Raw genomic sequence first — 19522 nt, 5'->3', positions numbered from 1 at the left:
TTATTTGTCCAGTTGCAAATAACACCACATTGGATAATGGTCTGAATATCTTACATTATCAACTGTACAGTTGATAGCTTTCATATTCGCGGAATGTAATATATTATCAATGCGGAACAAGAAAAAGTTTTGATTATAGGAAATCCCCATTCCCCAGCCTGATTCAGAAAAAGCATCAACCAGAGGTCCTTGTATAGTATGATGCGCATAAGATATAGGAGTATCATTAAAATCACCGCACACAAGAACATAATCATTCTTCGCATTTTTCACCTCCTCCGCAACAATATTAGCCTGTTTGGCACGAATAACGAAAGCAGGTCCCAGTTTTTGCTGGATAGCTCCCCGTAATTCGTCAAAAGTATCCGAACCCATATTTTTAATAAAAGCAGAATATCGTGAACGATCCTCCGAGGTCAGCTTAAATGATTCCAAATGGTTATTTATTAATGTGATATTCTTATCTTTTACTTTTATCTGATGAACAGATGAGCCATTAAACGAACTCTCATATTTAATTCTTCGTGAATCGGATATAGGATATTTAGAGAATACGGCTATTCCGTAAGACATAAACTTAGTATTGCTCAAGATAAAAATTGAGCGATATGGATACATGCTCAAAGCATTAAATATTTTTTCACGTGTAAGGTATTTCTCCGACTTATGTTCCGCATATTCCTGCAGACAGACAATATCGGCATCCGAGTTGACAATATATTCGATAATCTTATTCGGGCTTAATTTAGTATGGTTTTTATATCCGAATCCCATGACATTGTATGTAAGTACTTTCAAAACATTCTCTTGGGGCACCGGGGCAACTTTGCTATGGAACGGGAAATAGTTCTTTACCGGATTCCAACAGATCAAAAAGGAAATCAATCCTATCAGAATAAATTTCCATTCCCACTGGAATAACCAATAAAGAATAAAAAGGATATTCAACACACACAATACAGGAAAACCTAACCCCAGATAAGAAAAGAAAAGATTCTTTTCGGGAGAAAACCTGCTTGAATAAGCTGCCAACACAAATAGTACAACCACTATAATGTTTACAACGACAAACAAGAATTGCAAAAATATCCGTAACGTTTTCATCTGGTTTATTATTTCTTACTGGCATCAAACAGCCTTCTTTTCTCATCGGCGGAAAGGCTTTCATATCCCGAACGTTTCAGTTTATCCAGGATGGCGTCTATATCAGCAGATTCCTGATGTTTACGGGCATTGTATTCGTAATCCGTTTCGGCACGTTTGTAAATAACACGCATTTTAGGCTTACGCTTTCCCAAATTAACAAACCAATCTATAGCACGATTCATTGGAGCTGTAAGATCTCTCCCTTTCTGAATCCGGACCGCAAACAGAATGCCAAATAATGCACCGCCAATATGGGCTATATGTCCTCCCGCATTATCTGAAGTGATAGCCAGAAAATCTATTAGCAGTGTAAATATAGCCAAATAAATCAAACGAACACGGCCAATAAGAAATAAATTTATCTCCAGATCTTTCCGATAAAAAGAAACGGCAAACACGATAGCCATAACCGAAGCAGAAGCTCCCATCAGATAACTGGTAGCGGCCACTGTCTGAAAATACGGAAAAATATTATAGGCCAACATAAAAAAGACAGCTCCTGCTATACCACCCAACAAGTATAACCCTCCTAACTGGCGTTCATTAAAAAAGGTAAGGAATAATCCTCCAAACCAGTACAGCCATAACATATTGAACAAGATATGAAGGAAATCAAAATGGGTAAACATATAGGTTATAATTGTCCACGGCCTGTACAAAAGTAATTCCGGAGATGAAGGCATTTGCAGATATTGAAGGAAAGAAAAACTTCCGACATTAAACAGTATGCAAAATACACTTATCAGCCGTATAAGGACGAATAAGCCTACATTTATATATATAAGCTTAGCAAGAATATTCCCGGACTGGAATGTTCGCTTTAAATTAGTAAAAATACTGTCCATTGTTTGCATCTTTCTTTTTCCAATACCGAACAAGAATATAGCCGAACAACATACCACCCAAATGAGCGAAATGCGCTACCGTATCTCCTCCAAAACTGGCTACGCCCAAGAAAAGTTCTGCCAGACCGTAAAATATAACAAAATATTTTGCCTTAATAGGTATCGGTATAAACATCAAAAACAATGGGACATTCGGGAAAAGCATGGCAAAAGCAAGCAATATTCCAAAGACTGCGCCTGAAGCACCGATCGTTACAAAGAAATTTAGGAATTCACTTTTTGAAAGGATTTGCGAACCTCCTACATTAATCAAATCCTGACTGGCAAATACCACATCACGTAAATTATAGAACCAAACCAATTCTTGTATGATTCCGGCACCTATTCCTGTAACCAGGTAAAAGATAAGAAAACGTTTAGGCCCCCATACATTCTCCAGAATACGTCCAAACATATAAACGGCAAACATATTAAAAAAGACATGCGCGAAAGAATGGGTATCGTGCATGAACATATAGGAAATGAACTGATAAGCCTTAAAGTCGGTTGCCCCGGGGAAATGTAAGCCTAACAAATCTACCAAATCAACACCTATTTTTGGCAAAGCCAGACTTGCTACCCAGAAAAGAAGATTTATAATTATAAGATTTTTAGTTACTGGCGGGATACTGTTTAAAAAGCCCGCACCGTTCTGATTCATCATAAAAATATTTGTATTTAGAGGCAAAGGTAAGTATATTTTATATACATTTCTGCCCGTATGGGAATAAAACATAGTAAATCAATAAAAAAAACATTTTTTTTCTTTGTTGTATCTTAAAATAAGATTACATTTGACACCAACTTTGAACTATAGGAGAATTTGTTTAATATATTAACAATCAAACCATCATGAACAAAACAGAATTTATCAATGCTGTATCAGAAAAATCTGGTTTAAGCAAAGTTGATGCGAAAAAAGCTGTAGAAGCTTTTGTAAGCACAGTTTCAAGTGAATTAAAAGCCGGAGGCAAAGTAGCCCTTTTAGGATTTGGCTCATTCTCAGTTACAGAAAAAGCTGCACGCAAAGGCGTTAACCCGAAAACAAAAGCAACTATTGAAATTCCTGCACGTAAAAGCGTTAAATTTAAAGCTGGTGCTGAATTAGCAGAACTCGTAAAGTAAGAAATATAGTTCTTCAAATAGCAAAGAACCGTTCCTGATAGCAGGGACGGTTTTTTTATGTACCTTTGCAACTAAAAATAAAATCCGAACATATAGTAATACGAATATGGTTATCGAACAACAGATTACCGGTGCGATAATAACCGGCATTAAAGAATTGTATGGGGCAGAAATACTTGCCGACCAGGTACAATTGCAGAAGACAAAAAAAGAGTTCAAAGGACATCTCACTTTAGTTGTATTTCCATTCTTACGAATGTCCAAGAAATCTCCGGAACAGACTGCGCAAGAAATTGGGGAATATCTGGTTAAAAACGAATCGGCTGTGGAAGAGTTCAATGTAATAAAAGGCTTCCTTAATTTAACCATCGCTTGCTCCTGCTGGATTGATTTATTAAATTCGATAAATGAACAGCCCACGTACGGTATCATTCCTGTCACGGAAAAGTCTCCGTTAGTGATGATTGAATATTCTTCACCAAATACAAACAAACCACTCCATTTAGGTCACGTACGTAACAATCTTCTAGGTTTCAGTCTATCTGAAATCATGAAAGCGAATGGGAACAAGGTGGTAAAAACCAATATTGTAAATGATCGTGGCATTCATATTTGTAAATCTATGCTTGCCTGGCAAAAATGGGGTAACGGTGTTACTCCCGAAAGCACAGGGAAGAAAGGTGATCATCTAATTGGAGATTTCTATGTTCTTTTCAGCAATAAATTGAAGGAAGAAACAACAGCTCTTGAAGCCAAAGGTTTAACTAAAGAAGAAGCAGAAGCGCAATCTCAGTTAATGGCAGAAGCTCGCGAAATGTTACGTAAATGGGAAGCCGGAGACAAAGAAGTACGCGCCTTATGGGAAATGATGAATAATTGGGTTTATGCCGGATTTGATGAGACATATAAGATGATGGGTGTAAACTTTGATAAAATATACTATGAATCCCAAACCTATCTAGAAGGTAAAAGCAAAGTATTGGAAGGGTTGGCTAAAGGAATCTTCTATCGTCGGGAAGATGGTTCCGTATGGGCGGACCTTACCAAAGAGGGATTGGACGAAAAACTTTTGTTACGTGCAGACGGTACATCCGTATATATGACACAAGACATAGGTACTGCCAAACTGAGATTTGATGATTATCCTATCAATAAAATGATCTATGTAGTAGGGAATGAACAAAACTATCACTTCCAAGTACTCTCTATCTTATTGGATAAATTGGGATTTGAGTTCGGAAAAGGGTTGGTACATTTCTCTTACGGCATGGTGGAATTGCCGGAAGGCAAGATGAAGAGCCGCGAAGGTACGGTTGTTGACGCCGATGATTTGATGGAAGAAATGATCAATACCGCTCGGGAAATTTCCAAAGAATTAGGTAAGCTGGATGAAATGACACCGGAAGAGGCAGAAGATATTGCACGCATTGTTGGTTTAGGTTCACTGAAATACTTCATACTGAAAGTAGATCCTCGCAAAAATATGACTTTCAATCCGAAAGAATCTATCGACTTCAATGGGAACACAGGTCCTTTTATCCAATATACCTATGCACGTATCCGCTCTGTCCTTCGTAAAGCGGCAGAGCAGGGTCTCGTATTACCAACACAGTTACCGACGACTTCTACAATCTCAGAAAAAGAAGAGAATCTTATTCAGATGATTGCAGACTTCTCGGCTGTAGTGAAAGAAGCCGGTAAACTTTACAGCCCCGCCTGCATAGCAAATTATATTTACGATCTGGTAAAAGAATACAATCAGTTCTACCATGATTTCTCTATCCTGCGTGAAGGAAATGCAGAGTTAAAGAATTTCCGGTTGGTTCTCTCAGCTAATATAGCTAACATCATTAAGACAGGTATGGCTTTATTAGGCATTGAAGTTCCAGAAAGAATGTAATTCTCCAGTTATGGGAATCGACACAAATACAAGACAATCTCTACTGCGACTTCAGAGAAATGAAGTCACAGAGAGTATTGTTTATACTAAACTGGCCTCCATAGAAAAGAATCCTGCCAATAAAAACATTCTGCTCCGTATCGCAACCGACGAAAAAAGACATTACAACATCCTGAAAAAATATACGGAAACGGAAACCTCTCCCTGTAGGTGGAAAATCGTTAAATTCTATTGGTTAGCACGTATTCTAGGTATCACTTTTGCAATCAAACTGATGGAGTCCGGTGAAGAAAGCGCTAAAGAAAACTACGCAACATTTGAAGACTACCCGGATCTTCAACAAATAGCAAAAGATGAAGACGAACATGAGCAGAAATTAATTGAGCTAATAAACGAAGAACGTCTGGAGTACATGGGATCAATAGTACTGGGATTAAACGACGCCTTGGTTGAATTCACCGGCGCTTTAGCCGGTTTTACATTGGCATTAAGCGATTCAAAGTTAATAGCCCTGACAGGCAGTATTACAGGGATTGCTGCCGCTCTTTCGATGGCTTCTTCCGAATATTTGTCAACCAAATCCGACGGAGACAAGAAACATCCGATAAAAGCATCAATCTACACAGGTATTGCCTATATTTTCACTGTAGTAGCTTTAGTAGCTCCCTTTATATTTATAAGTAATGTTATTATTGCTCTGATTATTATGCTTGCCACAGCATTACTCATTATAGCGCTGTTTAACTACTATTACTCGGTAGCCCGAAGTGAAAGTTTTCGCAAACGGTTCACTGAAATGGCTGTATTGAGTTTCAGTGTAGCAGCCCTGAGTTTCTTGATTGGGTACGCACTTAAAGAATTTACGGGCATCGACGCTTAAAACAAAGCGTCAATACCCACCGTATCCGCCTACATATTATCTCCTAAAGGTCTGATTAACGACCAATGGGTCTGTATTATTTTCCATTCATCCGCCGGATTACGACGGTAAACCTCCGTACAGTTCCATCTGTAAATTTTTTCTCCCTCATAAGAAATAAGGTTAAACGTAAGAACCGCCATATTCTCTACCGCCTGAACAATCGGGCGGATCATTTCATAACGTTCTACGTGCACCATACCTCTCAAACGTTCATAATAACCCGTAAGCTGTTCCAATCCTTCTATCTTCTGCTCCAATACAGGATCAAAGTAAATGACATCCGCATCCGAAAGTTTCAGATAAGCATCCGGATTGCCGCTATTCCATACCTCCAAAGCCTGTTTTTCCAAAGAGATAATCAATTCCGAAATATTCTCTTTTTGTGTTACATCCTGCATAATTTCATTATTTAAGATTATAAGACAAAAGTAAAAGATCGAACTTGATTATCTATAACACGAATAAAGGAAGAAATAGCACTTTTTATGGTTTTACATGCTTACGGTAATATAAAGGAGTCACGCCGGTTTTAATTCGGAAAAAGCGTATAAAATAAGAGGACGAATCATAACCTAAAGCCTGAGATATTTCAGAAACCGATTGGTTGGTATAAGCTAACAAACGCTTAGCTTCCACTAAAAGCTTATTCTGAATATATTGTTTGGCATTAAGACCGGTTGTATTCTTCACTATTTCATTCAAATAGTTAGGTGTAATACATAGTTGATCTGCATAACCAAAGATAGTATGATCTGTTGAGAAACGATGATCTACCAACTCTCGAAAACGATCGACATATACGTTCCGGTTTTCATTATTCGTATCTATAATCACATGAGCGGAATTAGCATACAGTCTATTCAATAACATCAATACTTCATACAATAGCGCTCTCAACAAATGTTTATCCTTCGATTGATAATTCCGTATCTCCTGCTCTATCTCCATAATAAGTCCGGAGATTCGTATATTATCAACATCGGCAAGGCTCAAATACGGTGAAACTCTGTTTGTCTTAAAGTAAGATAGATTACGGAGAAAATACGGGTCATTAAAGAATGATTGCAAAAATTCTTCCTCAAAAATAAGAGCAAATCCTTCCTGAATAGCATTTTTGTCCCATTTACGCACTTCTCCCGGCTTGGTAAATATCAGATCATGAGGTTTCACGTGGTAAACAGAATCATCTATACAAAATTCCCCTTCTCCTTTCGTGATCAATGTAATGTCGAAATAAGTCAAGGTATGCGCAGAATGTTCTGCCATATATTTCTTCACAAAATCCAGATGTACAACATCTATGAGCAACTCATCTCCGTATTTATTCTTATAGAAGTTGTATGAGGGTATGGAACGAATATCTATATTGGGTCTTTCCATGCTTCATGATATTTTAGCAAATATACTAAAATTAAGTTTCTGCAAATCGAACCGGAGCTTGCCTGTTATATAAAAACGGGATGATTCCGATATAGAACCATCCCGTAATTTATTTCAGGTTTATTTTATCAAGCCTTCTTTTTTCTAGTACGCTTTTTAGTTGCAACCGGCTTTTCCGTTGCATCGGCTATTATCTTCTTACAGTCTTCCAATGTAAGTTCTTCCGGATGCTCTACAGACTTCGGTATCTTGTAATTACTTCCTTTATAAGCGATATAAGGGCCAAAACGTCCTCTCAGTATTTCCAACTCGGGTTCTTCGTCAAACTTCTTCATAAATCGTTGTTCATCCTTTAAGCGCTTATCATTAATCAGCTCTATCGCTTCTTCCAAAGTGATTGTAAGCGGATCCAGCGTCTTTGGAATAGACACAAATTTACCATCAAAACGAATAAACGGGCCAAAACGACCTACAGCAGCCACAACAGTCTTACCTTCGTAATCTCCAATTGTACGGGGAAGATCAAACAACTTCAATGCCTCTTCCAGAGTAATCGTTTCTATAGACTGCCCCTTCATTAATGTAGCAAATTGCGGTTTTGGAGCTTCTTTATCCTCCGCATGTGCTTGTCCGATCTGAGCAACAGGACCATAACGACCGATTTTCACAAATACCGGTTTCCCGCTTTTCGGATCAATACCCAATTCGCGTTCACCTACTTTGTGTTCCGTACGAACTGCAGTTGTAGACTCTACAATCGGATGGAACATTTTATAGAACTTGTCAATAGCTTTCGTCCAATCTAATTCACCTTCGGCTACAGCATCAAATTCCTTTTCCACACTGGCTGTAAAATTATAATCGAGGACAGATGGAAAATATTTCATCAAGAAGTCGTTCACGACTATGCCTATATCAGTAGGCATCAGTTTATTTCGATCAGAACCTGCGATCTCTGTCTTCTCCGTTTCTTTTATTTTACTGTTTGAAAGAGAAATCACACAGAACTGACGCTCAATTCCCTCTTTATCACCTTTTACTACATATTCACGATTCAAAATAGTTTGGATAGTCGGAGCATACGTAGAAGGACGGCCGATACCCAATTCTTCCAAACGACGAACCAAACTTGCTTCCGTATAACGAGGAGGACGTTGTGTAAAACGTTCTGTTGCTACAACATCCTTCAATTCTAAAGGTTCATGTAAAGAAACCGGTGGAAGTAATCCGTTTTCCTGTTCTTTTTCATTTTCATCATCCGAACTTTCACGATATACCTGTAAAAAACCATCGAAAGCAATCACTTCGCCTACAGCAACAAACTTCTCTTTCCGGTTGCCCATTCCTACTGAAATAGTAGTACGCTCTAATTGCGCATCGGCCATCTGGCAAGCAATTGTACGCTTACGAATCAACTCATACAGTTTCATTTCCTGAGGCGTTCCATTTATTTCCACATTACTAAGATCAGTCGGACGAATCGCCTCATGCGCTTCCTGTGCCCCTTTACTCTTTGTATGATACTGACGGAACTTATAATACTCCTTACCATATGTTTTCATAATAGTCGACTTGGCTGTGTCTAAAGCCAAATCACTTAAGTTCACAGAGTCTGTACGCATATAGGTTATCAATCCCGATTCATACAAACGCTGTGCCAGCATCATCGTTTGCGAAACCGAATATCCCAACTTACGGGCTGCTTCTTGTTGTAATGTAGAAGTAGTAAACGGAGGAGCGGGAGATTTCTTTACAGGTTTTTTCGTTATATCGTCAATACTGAAAGCGATAGTCTTACATGATTCAAGAAATGCTATGACTTCATTCTTATCTTTCAAACGTCTGTTAAGTTCCGCTTTTAACACAGTAGTTCCATCCGGCAATATAAAGTTTGCTATTACACGGAAAGCAGCCTCAGACACAAAATCGTTTATTTCACGTTCACGCTCTACTATAAGACGAACAGCTACCGACTGAACACGTCCCGCAGACAATGCCGGCTTCACTTTACGCCATAGAATAGGAGAAAGTTCAAAACCTACAATACGATCCAATATACGACGTGCCTGTTGAGCATTCACCAGATTAATATCGATATCGCGCGGAGTTTCGATAGCATGTAATATAGCATTTTTGGTAATTTCATGAAAAACGATTCGTTTGGTATTTTGTGGCTTCAATCCTAACACCTCATACAAATGCCACGAAATAGCTTCTCCTTCACGGTCTTCATCGGAAGCAAGCCATACCTGTGAAGCGGCTTTTGCCTGAGTTTTCAATTCCGACACCAACTTTTTCTTATCAGCCGGAATAACGTATTGAGGAGTATAATTATGTTCAATGTCAATACTAAATTCTTTCTTTTTCAAGTCGCGGATATGCCCGTAACTAGACATGACCTTGTAATCCTTTCCCAAGAATTTTTCAATGGTCTTTGCCTTCGCGGGTGATTCCACTATTACCAAATTCTTCTGCATATTCTTTCTCTTTTTGGAAATCGAGTGCAAACATACACAAATAATTAACGTAAAAACAGATTGCTAACATATTTTCGTAGTTTTGTAACCTGAACTTTCAAATCTCAAAATACAGATGGAAAAGATAAAGCAACTTATTTTTAATGGCGAACTTGACAAAGCGATCCACCTTTTGGACAAACTTATTGCTGACAACAAACACCTTGATGAAGCCTTTTTCCTTCGGGGAAACGCATATAGAAAAAAAGGTGATTTCCAGCGTGCACTTAACAATTATCTTATGGCAATGGAGTTAAATCCAGATGGCCCGGCGCGTAGAGCACACGACATGCTAATGGATATCATGAACTTTTACAACAAGGATATGTATAACCATTAATCTTACAATGGTAACGTAAACCAGAAAGTAGAACCTTTACCCAATTCAGATTCGACCCCGATTTTACCTTTCAACATGGCTATAATCGGAGTACAAATTTCTACAAGCACTAAACAATCATAATAAACAACATATAATCAACATCAAACAGCAGTATTATCTTTATAGACGATGGCTAGCATAGTCATATCGTCACTTTGCAAAGCTCCATCAACAAACTCGCAAACAGAATTTGTCATTATTTCCACCATTTCCTTTGAAGACATCTTTTTCATAGAACGACAAACATCCATCAGACGGTCATTCCCGTATGGGTTATCATGCTTATCCATAGCTTCGCTAATGCCATCAGTATAAAGAAAAAGGCTGTCACCCGGATTCAAACGAATTGTTTTTTCTTGATAAACAGCATCAGCCATCACTCCTAAAGCCATACTACCAGTCAGTGGAAGCATAGAAACTTCTCCGTCTTGTCTGATATAAACCGGACGGTTGTGACCTCCGTTACAAAAAGACACTTCTCCCGTATAAATATTCAAAATAGCATAAAATACAGTTACAAACATATTGTTGACGCTTTCCTTACAAAGCAACTCATTGGATTGTTCCAATACAGTTGCAGGAGATAACTGGCGCAAAGCTGTTGCTCGAATTACAGTCCGGCTGATAGCCATAAAAATAGCAGCCGGAATACCTTTGTCCGACACATCGGCAATAGTAAATCCCAGGTGATTCTCATCTATCAAAAAGAAATCGTAAAAGTCTCCTCCCACAGATTTTGCAGCATTCATAGTTGCATAAATATCAAACTGGGAATATTGCGGAAACGGAGGAAATTGCTTTGGAAGAATAGACTGTTGGATATCCCTGGCCACATTTAGATCATACTGGATAGCTTCCAACTGGTTATGTTCTTTTTGAGCTTCCTTTATAAACGCAATCTGCTCCACAGCCTTCTCTATCGTACGCTCTAAATCCTCCATATCAATAGGTTTCGTCGCAAAATCGAAAGCTCCCCGGTTCATTGCTGTACGGATATTTTCCATATCTCCGTATGCAGAAACCATAATACACTTCAATGCAGGATTACGCATTTCATTGATCTTGGTAAGCAAAGTCAAGCCGTCCATTTCCGGCATATTAATATCACTTAATATTATATCGAAATCCGGTTGTTCCAACAACAGCTTCAAGGCTTCCAAACCGTTATGGGCAAAAGCAAACTCATATTCTCCTTTGCGTATCTTACGCCGGAAATATTGGGTTAACAAAACCTCCAAATCTAGTTCATCATCTACACTTAATATTTTAATTGCCATAATGCTGTTTATTTATTCGTTAATGGAATAAGGAAAATAAAACGGGAAAATTCGCCTTCTTGAGTTTCCAGAAAAACTTTGCCATGATGTTTTTCTTCAATAATAGACTTAGTAATGGAAAGCCCCAAACCGGTTCCCTCTCCAGCCGGTTTAGTGGTAAAGAAGGCATCAAATACTTCATTACGGATATTCTCAGGAACACCTGTTCCATTGTCTTCAATACTCAAACGCACCTCATCTCCTACCCTTTTCAAATCAACGACAATTGTAGGCTGATAATCGAGTGAAGACATTTTAGATTTACTGTACACAGCATAGCAAGCATTGTTCATTATATTCAGAACCGCACGGCTAAAGTCTTGAGGAATAAGATTCATCATCGGAATAGAGTCGTCATAAAACTCACGTATCGTTATATTAAAACCTTTATAATTAGCGCGCATTGAATGATAAGCAAGCCAAACGTATTCTTTCACTAACTGCTGTATATTAGTAGGGATATATTCATCTTCCTTTCCTCTTGAGTAAAGCAAGATACCTCGAATAATACTGGTAGCACGATTTCCATGTTCTTCAATCTTCTGAAGATTGTCATGAAGATCGTTTAATATTTCAGTAAACTCTTCATGAATAGAAGTCAGTTTTTCCCATGTTTCCGGTGATAGAACTTCTTTTTCCTCTTCCAAAACATCTTCCAGATCATCGACCAATTTACCCGATAATTTGCTAAAGTTAATCACAAAATTGAGCGGATTTTGTATTTCATGGGCAATACCTGCACTCAACATGCCTAAAGAAGATAGCTTCTCGAGGTTTTTTATCTGCAATCGCAAACGTTCTATTTCGTTACTTTGGTTTTCCATATATTACTCGTCTTCGTCGTTTTCCGGTGTGGCAGGGTGTGGTTGATAAACCGGAATGTTTATCAGAAACTCTGTATATTCACCTTGTTCACTGTTAACTTCTATTGTACCTTTATGGTTATACACCACTTCACGGCAGAGATAAAGACCGATACCGGCCGCCTCGCCTGTTGGTTTCGTTGTAAAGAACGGAGAGAATATCCTTTCTTTTATATTGTCGGATATACCAATCCCGTTATCTCGTATTGTAATTTGCAGTTTGTCTCCTTCTACCCGGAGCTTCATATATATTTCCGGGCTAAAAGTTACTTTTTCCGCCTTTTTCAATACAGCATACATCGCGTTTTGTAACAAACCGAGCAAAACATTGCTAAGCTGTTCCATACACACTTCCATCATTACAGAGAGAGTAAGTCCGTCAAAAACAATACGGATATTCTTCTCCTCAATATCTTTTTCGTAGTTCCTCTTTAATTTGTCAAGAGTGATCCGGCACAAGTTATTTATATCTGTCAAAGTAGTATTTCCCCGGCGGTCTTTTAACAATTCCTCCATTGCTTTTACAATACGGACCGTATTAAAACCATGTTCCGATATCTTGTTCAAATTCCCGTTCATCATATCGAGCAGTTCCATCGAATCGTCGTAAACCTCTTTAGATAAATGATCCTTTTCCTTATCCAGATTCTCCCTCAAATCCTTAATCAATGTAGCAGAAAGACAGGAGAAATTATTAATATAATTCAATGGATTCAGTATACGGTCAACCAATCCTTTGGTAAGTTGCCCTACTGTTGCCATTCTTTCCTGTTGTACCAATTCGTCCTGAGCTTCTGCCAAAGCAGATAAAGCGGTTGCCAACTTCTGAGATTCTTCCTGCACGGCATCACGTTCGGAACGTATCTCTTCCGTACGGACTTCAACCTCTTTCGCCAAAAGTTCTTTTTGCTTTAACTTTTTGCGGCATCTTGATTTGTAGACTTGTACTACAATCAAAAAAACAGCCAATGTCGGAGTAACCCATCCCCCTAATCTATTTACACCGGCAGCTTCGGCTATGATAACAGCAACAAAAGCAATCAGCCCGATCGTTGTTGAACGTTCCAACCGTTTAATCTTAACTTGCAGTGTCTTTATTTCTTCATATAAGCTTCCCATACAGCACTCTCCTTCCTACTGATAAATAGGTAACGAAATAGTTACTTCTGTAAAACGATCTTTTTCAGAAGCAATTTCAATAGTTCCTTTATGGTTCAACACTACTTCACGGCTAAGATACAAACCAGTACCGGCAGCTTCGGCTGTAGTCTTCGTTGTGAAAAAAGGAGAAAAGACCTTCGACTTTATATTATCCTCTATTCCTACTCCATTATCACGGATTATAATTTGCAGTTTATCTGCTTTTATGCCTAAAAAAAGAGAAATAGCCGGAAGATATTCAGATGAACCCGCTTTCTTCAATACAGCATACATGCTATTGTTAAGAATATGCTGCAGGGCTTTTCCCATCTGTTCAATATTTAATTCCATCGTGAGAGGTGCAGTAAGTTCCGAATAGTGGATAAGTATTTGGTTACGGTCTATTTCGTCTTTATAATTACGTTTCAATATACCCAGATTAACCTTACAGAGTTCGTTTATCTCAACAGTCGTACGATTACCGGAACGGTCTTTCAGCAACTCTTCCATAGCCTTCACTATACGCACCGTATTATCTCCATGCTTCGTTATTTTATCAAGATTACCAGACAATAGTAAAAGTAATTCCGACGAGTCATTGAAGTTGGCATGGTTATCGTTTTTTACGTCTTCCTCCATATTCATCCGGATATCTTTAGCGAGAGAAACCGACAAGCTGGAGAAATTATTTATATAATTCAACGGATTCAATATACGGTCTACAAGTCCTTGTGTAAGCTGACCTATAGAGGCTAATCTTTCTTTTCGCACCAATTCATCCTGAGCATCCGCCAGTGCAGCCAAGGCCTGCGATAATTTCTGAGATTCTGCTTGTATCGTATCCCGCTGTGAACGTAGCTCATTTGTCCGGGCTTCTACTATATTGGAAAGAAACTCTTTTTTCCTCAACCGGACATTCGTAAAAAACTTATAAACATAAAGCAGAATAATTATGCCGATACAATAATACACCAGATCATATTTTTCCTTAAATACAAAGATCGCCATTCCGACTAACCCGACTAAGGAAAGTATTTCGAGCGCTTGTATGCGTAACCGGAGATTTTCTATTTGTTTTATGTTTATATCACCCATCACATTTTTGATTCCATTCGGAAGAAATTCAAATTTCTTCCGAATGCATTTCTAATTTCTTCCGAAAGCCTAGAAATTAATATTCACGCCAACCATAGCACTAAAACTCTGCAACGGATAACCGTAAAGCACTTCATATTTCTGGCATAAGATATTGTTCAACTTCGCATATACGCCAAATGTATCGTTGAAAGTATATGTTCCGGTCAGATTAAGTTCGTTGATATTTTTCATTTTAACTACGTCATATCCGTAAAGTTCGGTATAACGTCCGGTAGCCAGGTAATAATCCAGCGAAACAGTCAAAGGGTTCAATGGACGAACCGAAACTCCCGCATTAAGTTCCATTTCCGGTTTGCCCCAAGCGTGTTCCAAATCACCGGAAACGCCGTCCCAACCACTGCCATATTTTGCAGTCCAGTGATTGTAGACACCTTTCAGCGAAAAGTCTACCAATTGTTGATAACTATATTTTAAGTTAGCTCCGGCAAAGAAACGTTTAGTATCTATATTACTCATCGATTCCGAATAATTATAAAATCCGCCCATCTCCGCATAACGGGAAGGAACGAACAAAACATCTTCTCCTGTAATTTTATATCCGGCAAACACATCAAACCAAAAACCGGGAGCTACCCCGCTTTTAATTCCTAATGTTGCATCCAGCCAATTACGGGAAGGAGATACTTCTTGGGTAGGATTTGCATAACGATTAATCAGCGATATCTCATACATGCTGTTAGAATTCAACTTACCACCGGCTGCAGCATACAAAACAGTCTTATCCGCAACTTCAACATCTACAGCAACATCCGGACTGACCATCATCTTGCTATCATCACCGGTAACGAACATTACATTTACCCCTAATTTCAGATTCCAATTGTCTCCTTCTACTTTATAATACGGAGAAACACGCCCTTCCGCATGATTCTCAAAATAAAGATATTCGGAAGGAAGATTATAACTGAAATATTCAATATTACCACCTAATCCAATTTTCTGATTTCCTCCAAAACGGGCATTCAAATCGAATTTAGCATCAAACGCTTGTTCAGTCGGGCCATCTATATCTTTATACAAAGCATATTTATGGGAAAAGTTGACATAAGCAATATCCAACAAGTAACCAACAGGAGCATCTTCTTTTGATTCCACTCCTATGTTTGCCTGGATAGTCTGGTTTACTTGATTAGTTTCAATATCCAACGGAGGATTGAGCTCCGAACCAGGCAATGGAAGACCTCCTTTGCTATCTACCGGCAATCCATAATAATTAAACGCCGAATATCCATATTTCAATCCCATTAACAAAGATAATTTGTCAAAGTTATGTTTAAAGTCTATACCGCCCAGATTTTCATTCAGTTTTGCTTTTACCTTTTCATCCGTTTGTATATATTTCACCTTTCCGTTTGTAGAACGGTGGGAAAACCAGATATTCAGTTTATCCTTATCCGTACTCAGAATATGATACCCCAAGTCCCCATTCAGGTTCAAATATGTACCTGCTCCGAAATTAAAATAACCACGACGCTTATTATAATTCATCTGCGTCATGATATTACCGGAGGGAAGTAAACCTATCTCCTTAGCAGGATCTGCCGGAATCGTAAACATCGCATAATCAATAGGAATTTTACGCACCTCCGGTTCCTTAACCACAGGAAGCGTATTTACTTTACTGGCATCTTGTACAGAAGGGTCATATTCACGTTCCAATGTCATCTCACGGTTCAGATTCTTATCCTTAGCCGTATTGTCTTCCTGTGCGCTTACAGTGGTTGCAAAAACACCTAGAAAGGCAAGCACACACAACGTTTTTATATTATATATAGTCTTCATCGTTACTTATTTCTTTAGTTTACCCAATCTGTTTTCTATCATACCGGCAATATCGTCATCGCCTTTGTAGTTATTCTGCAAACTGGTCAGATACTGACGAGCCTGAACATCATCACCCTGACGGATATAAATATCAGCCCACAAGATAAAGCCACGAGCCAACCAGTATTGGTGAGGCGTACCATTCTTTGCAAAGTCTTCAAGAACTTTTTCTGCATTTTTGTCGTCATTACTGTCATAATACAGTTGAGCCAACAAATATTTAGCTTCCGCACCATGAACAGTACGTGTGTCCTTGCTTAATTCTTTTAAATCTTCCAAAGCCTTGTTGTCCTGTTTCAAAGAAAGATAAGCTTTCGCACGTGCATAACGGGCCTCGGCACTTACTTCCGGTGAAAGTTTAGGTTCTTTCAGCAATTCATTGGCAGCCAAAAGGACTTCTTTCGGTTGATCGGTAAATTGCGCACAACGCATAATACCTAATTTGGCAGCTTGTTTGTTCTCCGGATTCTCTGCTACTATTTGCAAACGTTTAAAGCTTTCCAAAGCAGCCGGATAATCCTTATCCATATATTCAATCTCAGCTTTACGGGCCACTGCCTCTTCCAGGAATTTAGTATCTCCGCTTTCCAGAACAAGCGAGAATAAACGTTTTGCTTCTTCGTATTCTTTCTTGGCAAATGCGATACTGGCCAGATAGAAATTTGCATTGGAACTGAAAGCCCCTTGAGGAAAAGTCTGGAGATAATTGGTTAAACTTCTACGGGCACCGTCATTATCACCACGCAGAAACAATTTCTCGGCAGCCAGATAAGTTAATGAATCTTGTTCACTTACTTCAAAGCGAACATTACCTCCCAAAGAATTTGCATAAGCAGCAAACGAATTAATATCGTTTAATTCAATATATACGGATTTCAAATCTTGTAAAGCAACCTTCGCTTCATCACTACCCGGATAATTACTAATAACCATTTTATAAGCTTCCGCAGCTTTTTCCGGTTGATTATCGTTGAAATAAATTAACCCGAGCTGAACACCTCCCTTGCGAGCCAAACTGCTTTGCGGGAACTTTTGAATCAAGGTTTCAAACGATTGTGCCGCCGCTTTATTATTATCCAACAACACATACGCACGTCCCTTTTCAAATAAAGCATCATCTATATACTGAGATTCGGGGAATTCACGAATCAAACGATCCAACGTACTGATCTTTCCCTGATAGTTTTTCTGTAAACCCAAAACAAAAGCTTTTTGATAAATGGAATAATCTCCTGCCGAAGGTTGTAATTGTGCAGCACGCGAATAATTTTCCTCCGCCATTGCAAATTGACGATTATAGAATAAGCAGTCACCAATACGGTTATAGGCATCGGCATAAGAAGCGGCACTCTGATTGTTTTCAATATTTACATACTGACGGAAACGGCTCAATGCTTCATTGTAATCTTTCAGCTTGAAGTAACTGTAGCCTAAATTATAATAAGCCAAAGCATACATATCCGTATTACGTTGACGGGCATTATTCAAATACGTACGGTAATCGGAAATAGCCTTTTCATATTCACCCAAACGATAATATGATTCGCCACGCCAGAAATAGGCATCATTACGGGCTTCCATATTATAAGCACCCAGCGAAATAGCACGACTGAACAAACCAACTGCATCGTCCAGTTTCATATTGGCAAAAGCTTGTGTTCCCAATTGGAATAAAATATCCTGCTTTGCTTCTAATATTTTCGTACTGGGATGTTTAATCTTATCAATGGAGTTAAGAGCCGCCTGATAGTTCTTAGTTGTCAAATATACTTCTACCAGATAATCATTTACTTTATCCGCGTATTGAGAGTTCGGGAAATCATTCAGGAAATCTTCAAAGATTGTAACAGACTCACCAAAACCGGTAAAAGCGGTTTCATGAATCAATAAGGCATAGTTATACATTGCCACTTCTTTAATCTGTTTGTCAAAAGAAGAAGTCGCTGCTGCCTCAAACGCCATACGAGCATTATTTTTATCTTTCAATTTCAGGTAGGATTGCCCTAAATAAAGATGGGCATTCTGAGTCAGAGCGTCATTTTCACGAACTGTACGTCCTAATGTATTAACGGCGCTACTATAATTTCCTTTGTCATAATAACAAACTCCCAGAATATACAAATCACCACGTAACGGGTTATCAGTTGATGAAACATATTTGCTCAACATCTCGATAGCCTTGCCTTGATTTCCCAGATGATAATACGAATTACCCAACATACGGTAAACTTCCGTATTATTTTTACTGTCAGGGTAAGAGGCAAGAAGCTGCTCACCCTCTTTTATTACCCGTTCATATTTACTTTGAATAAAATAAATTTGAGTGATATAATATAATGACTGTTCACGATAAGCGGGGATTTCTTTCAAACGAGAAAATTCTGCCAGAGCAGCATTATATTTTCCGGTAGCATAGTCGATGTAAGCAACATAATAAGTGGCAGCTTCACGATATTTCACACCCACTTGTTCGATGCGGGCAAAATAGCTACGAGCTTTATCCATTTCTCCTGTTTGTAACAAAGAGTAGGCTAAACGGAAGCTATATGTTTCCTGTTGTTCCGGGTTCAACATATCAATATTGGATTCCCCAAACCAGAAAATAGCCTTTTGATACTCCTTCCATCCGAAATGGACAGAACCAATCAGGAAATTTACTTCATCGCTATGACGGGATGAGGGATAAGTTTCCAGATAATCTTTCAGCAACTCATCGGCATTTGGCCGCCCTTGTTCATAAGCAGCATACACTAGCATGTAATCAGCCTCTTGTATCAAGTCGGCATCTGTCGAGTGCTGTTTATAAGCCTCTAACTTATCTATACAGCCAGGATAATTTTTTAGACTAAACAACTCTTTGCCTTCCACGAACAGACGATCGGGCGCTTGAAACTGATACGACCTTTGTCCGTTCGCCACATGACTTCCCAATATCAAACATAGCGGAATAAGTATTCTCTTCATCA

At 38.6% G+C, this 19522-nt stretch carries 16 protein-coding genes; 4 read left to right on the top strand and 12 right to left on the bottom strand.

Going from position 1 to position 19522, the window contains the following annotated elements:
- Genes C1721_RS07805 through C1721_RS07795 form a run of 3 tightly spaced genes read right to left on the bottom strand, consistent with a single transcriptional unit; the run spans position 1 to position 2694 of the window.
- Positions 1 to 1104 (bottom strand): endonuclease/exonuclease/phosphatase family protein, encoded by a 1104-nt coding sequence (locus C1721_RS07805; RefSeq protein WP_102407862.1) that lies wholly within the window; start codon positions 1102 to 1104, stop codon positions 1 to 3.
- Positions 1105 to 1112: 8 nt separating this feature from the next.
- The gene (locus tag C1721_RS07800; protein ID WP_102407861.1) at positions 1113 to 1991 is read right to left on the bottom strand and encodes a rhomboid family intramembrane serine protease; all 879 of its coding nucleotides are present in this window, start codon (positions 1989 to 1991) and stop codon (positions 1113 to 1115) included.
- A complete protein-coding gene (locus tag C1721_RS07795; RefSeq protein WP_102407860.1) occupies positions 1972 to 2694 on the bottom strand; it encodes a rhomboid family intramembrane serine protease in 723 nt (240 codons plus the stop codon). The genes C1721_RS07800 and C1721_RS07795 overlap by 20 nt, the downstream gene beginning before the upstream one ends.
- Before the next feature lie 188 nt (positions 2695 to 2882).
- Here C1721_RS07795 and C1721_RS07790 point away from each other — a divergent pair, with 188 nt between their 5' ends.
- The 3 genes from C1721_RS07790 to C1721_RS07780 all read left to right on the top strand — a co-directional run bounded on the left by C1721_RS07790 (position 2883) and on the right by C1721_RS07780 (position 5935).
- Positions 2883 to 3155 carry an HU family DNA-binding protein gene (locus C1721_RS07790; RefSeq protein WP_102407859.1) on the top strand — a complete coding sequence of 91 codons (273 nt, stop codon included), beginning with the start codon at positions 2883 to 2885 and terminating at the stop codon, positions 3153 to 3155.
- Between the two features lie 106 nt (positions 3156 to 3261).
- Positions 3262 to 5055, top strand: coding sequence for an arginine--tRNA ligase (gene argS, locus C1721_RS07785; RefSeq protein WP_102407858.1), 1794 nt, complete (start codon positions 3262 to 3264; stop codon positions 5053 to 5055).
- A 10-nt stretch (positions 5056 to 5065) separates the two neighbouring features.
- Positions 5066 to 5935 (top strand): VIT1/CCC1 transporter family protein, encoded by an 870-nt coding sequence (locus C1721_RS07780; protein ID WP_102409329.1) that lies wholly within the window; start codon positions 5066 to 5068, stop codon positions 5933 to 5935.
- 29 nt (positions 5936 to 5964) lie between these two features.
- Here the strand turns inward: C1721_RS07780 and C1721_RS07775 are convergent, their stop codons facing one another.
- The 3 genes from C1721_RS07775 to topA all read right to left on the bottom strand — a co-directional run bounded on the left by C1721_RS07775 (position 5965) and on the right by topA (position 9834).
- Positions 5965 to 6375 carry a YybH family protein gene (locus C1721_RS07775; protein WP_102407857.1) on the bottom strand — a complete coding sequence of 137 codons (411 nt, stop codon included), beginning with the start codon at positions 6373 to 6375 and terminating at the stop codon, positions 5965 to 5967.
- Positions 6376 to 6460: 85 nt separating this feature from the next.
- Positions 6461 to 7357 (bottom strand): AraC family transcriptional regulator, encoded by an 897-nt coding sequence (locus tag C1721_RS07770; RefSeq protein WP_102407856.1) that lies wholly within the window; start codon positions 7355 to 7357, stop codon positions 6461 to 6463.
- A 128-nt stretch (positions 7358 to 7485) separates the two neighbouring features.
- Positions 7486 to 9834, bottom strand: a complete 2349-nt coding sequence (gene topA, locus C1721_RS07765) for a type I DNA topoisomerase (RefSeq protein WP_102407855.1) — start codon at positions 9832 to 9834, stop codon at positions 7486 to 7488.
- Between the two features lie 115 nt (positions 9835 to 9949).
- Between topA and C1721_RS07760 the strand changes: the two genes are divergently transcribed.
- The gene (locus C1721_RS07760; RefSeq protein ID WP_102407854.1) at positions 9950 to 10213 is read left to right on the top strand and encodes a tetratricopeptide repeat protein; all 264 of its coding nucleotides are present in this window, start codon (positions 9950 to 9952) and stop codon (positions 10211 to 10213) included.
- Between the two features lie 143 nt (positions 10214 to 10356).
- Here the strand turns inward: C1721_RS07760 and C1721_RS07755 are convergent, their stop codons facing one another.
- From C1721_RS07755 to C1721_RS07730, 6 genes are all read right to left on the bottom strand, one after another.
- Complete coding sequence (locus C1721_RS07755) at positions 10357 to 11532, bottom strand: PP2C family protein-serine/threonine phosphatase (RefSeq protein ID WP_102407853.1); 1176 nt, start codon at positions 11530 to 11532, stop codon at positions 10357 to 10359.
- An 8-nt stretch (positions 11533 to 11540) separates the two neighbouring features.
- Positions 11541 to 12395 (bottom strand): sensor histidine kinase, encoded by an 855-nt coding sequence (locus tag C1721_RS07750; RefSeq protein ID WP_102407852.1) that lies wholly within the window; start codon positions 12393 to 12395, stop codon positions 11541 to 11543.
- A gap of 3 nt (positions 12396 to 12398) precedes the next feature.
- The gene (locus C1721_RS07745; protein WP_102407851.1) at positions 12399 to 13553 is read right to left on the bottom strand and encodes a sensor histidine kinase; all 1155 of its coding nucleotides are present in this window, start codon (positions 13551 to 13553) and stop codon (positions 12399 to 12401) included.
- A 15-nt stretch (positions 13554 to 13568) separates the two neighbouring features.
- Complete coding sequence (locus C1721_RS07740) at positions 13569 to 14669, bottom strand: sensor histidine kinase (RefSeq protein WP_102407850.1); 1101 nt, start codon at positions 14667 to 14669, stop codon at positions 13569 to 13571.
- Between the two features lie 69 nt (positions 14670 to 14738).
- Complete coding sequence (locus C1721_RS07735; RefSeq protein ID WP_102407849.1) at positions 14739 to 16514, bottom strand: TonB-dependent receptor; 1776 nt, start codon at positions 16512 to 16514, stop codon at positions 14739 to 14741.
- Between the two features lie 6 nt (positions 16515 to 16520).
- Positions 16521 to 19520, bottom strand: a complete 3000-nt coding sequence (locus C1721_RS07730) for a tetratricopeptide repeat protein (RefSeq protein ID WP_102407848.1) — start codon at positions 19518 to 19520, stop codon at positions 16521 to 16523.
- Positions 19521 to 19522 lie beyond the last annotated feature (2 nt).

This window comes from Parabacteroides bouchesdurhonensis, assembly GCF_900186615.1.
Lineage (GTDB): Bacteria > Bacteroidota > Bacteroidia > Bacteroidales > Tannerellaceae > Parabacteroides > Parabacteroides bouchesdurhonensis.
The sequence above is the reverse complement of the archived record's forward strand: the minus strand, read 5'-3'. Positions and strand labels throughout refer to the sequence as shown.

Excerpts from the sequence above, each read along its gene's own strand:
- C1721_RS07795 (WP_102407860.1), bottom strand. The coding sequence starts at position 2,694 with ATGATGAATCAGAACGGTGCGGGCTTTTTAAACAGTATCCCGCCAGTA.
- C1721_RS07755 (WP_102407853.1), bottom strand. The coding sequence starts at position 11,532 with ATGGCAATTAAAATATTAAGTGTAGATGATGAACTAGATTTGGAGGTT.
- C1721_RS07740 (WP_102407850.1), bottom strand. The coding sequence starts at position 14,669 with ATGGGTGATATAAACATAAAACAAATAGAAAATCTCCGGTTACGCATA.
- C1721_RS07775 (WP_102407857.1), bottom strand. The coding sequence starts at position 6,375 with ATGCAGGATGTAACACAAAAAGAGAATATTTCGGAATTGATTATCTCT.
- C1721_RS07760 (WP_102407854.1), top strand. The coding sequence starts at position 9,950 with ATGGAAAAGATAAAGCAACTTATTTTTAATGGCGAACTTGACAAAGCG.
- C1721_RS07790 (WP_102407859.1), top strand. The coding sequence starts at position 2,883 with ATGAACAAAACAGAATTTATCAATGCTGTATCAGAAAAATCTGGTTTA.
- C1721_RS07770 (WP_102407856.1), bottom strand. The coding sequence starts at position 7,357 with ATGGAAAGACCCAATATAGATATTCGTTCCATACCCTCATACAACTTC.
- C1721_RS07750 (WP_102407852.1), bottom strand. The coding sequence starts at position 12,395 with ATGGAAAACCAAAGTAACGAAATAGAACGTTTGCGATTGCAGATAAAA.
- argS (WP_102407858.1), top strand. The coding sequence starts at position 3,262 with ATGGTTATCGAACAACAGATTACCGGTGCGATAATAACCGGCATTAAA.
- C1721_RS07730 (WP_102407848.1), bottom strand. The coding sequence starts at position 19,520 with ATGAAGAGAATACTTATTCCGCTATGTTTGATATTGGGAAGTCATGTG.
- C1721_RS07805 (WP_102407862.1), bottom strand. The coding sequence starts at position 1,104 with ATGAAAACGTTACGGATATTTTTGCAATTCTTGTTTGTCGTTGTAAAC.
- topA (WP_102407855.1), bottom strand. The coding sequence starts at position 9,834 with ATGCAGAAGAATTTGGTAATAGTGGAATCACCCGCGAAGGCAAAGACC.
- C1721_RS07800 (WP_102407861.1), bottom strand. The coding sequence starts at position 1,991 with ATGGACAGTATTTTTACTAATTTAAAGCGAACATTCCAGTCCGGGAAT.
- C1721_RS07745 (WP_102407851.1), bottom strand. The coding sequence starts at position 13,553 with ATGGGAAGCTTATATGAAGAAATAAAGACACTGCAAGTTAAGATTAAA.
- C1721_RS07735 (WP_102407849.1), bottom strand. The coding sequence starts at position 16,514 with ATGAAGACTATATATAATATAAAAACGTTGTGTGTGCTTGCCTTTCTA.
- C1721_RS07780 (WP_102409329.1), top strand. The coding sequence starts at position 5,066 with ATGGGAATCGACACAAATACAAGACAATCTCTACTGCGACTTCAGAGA.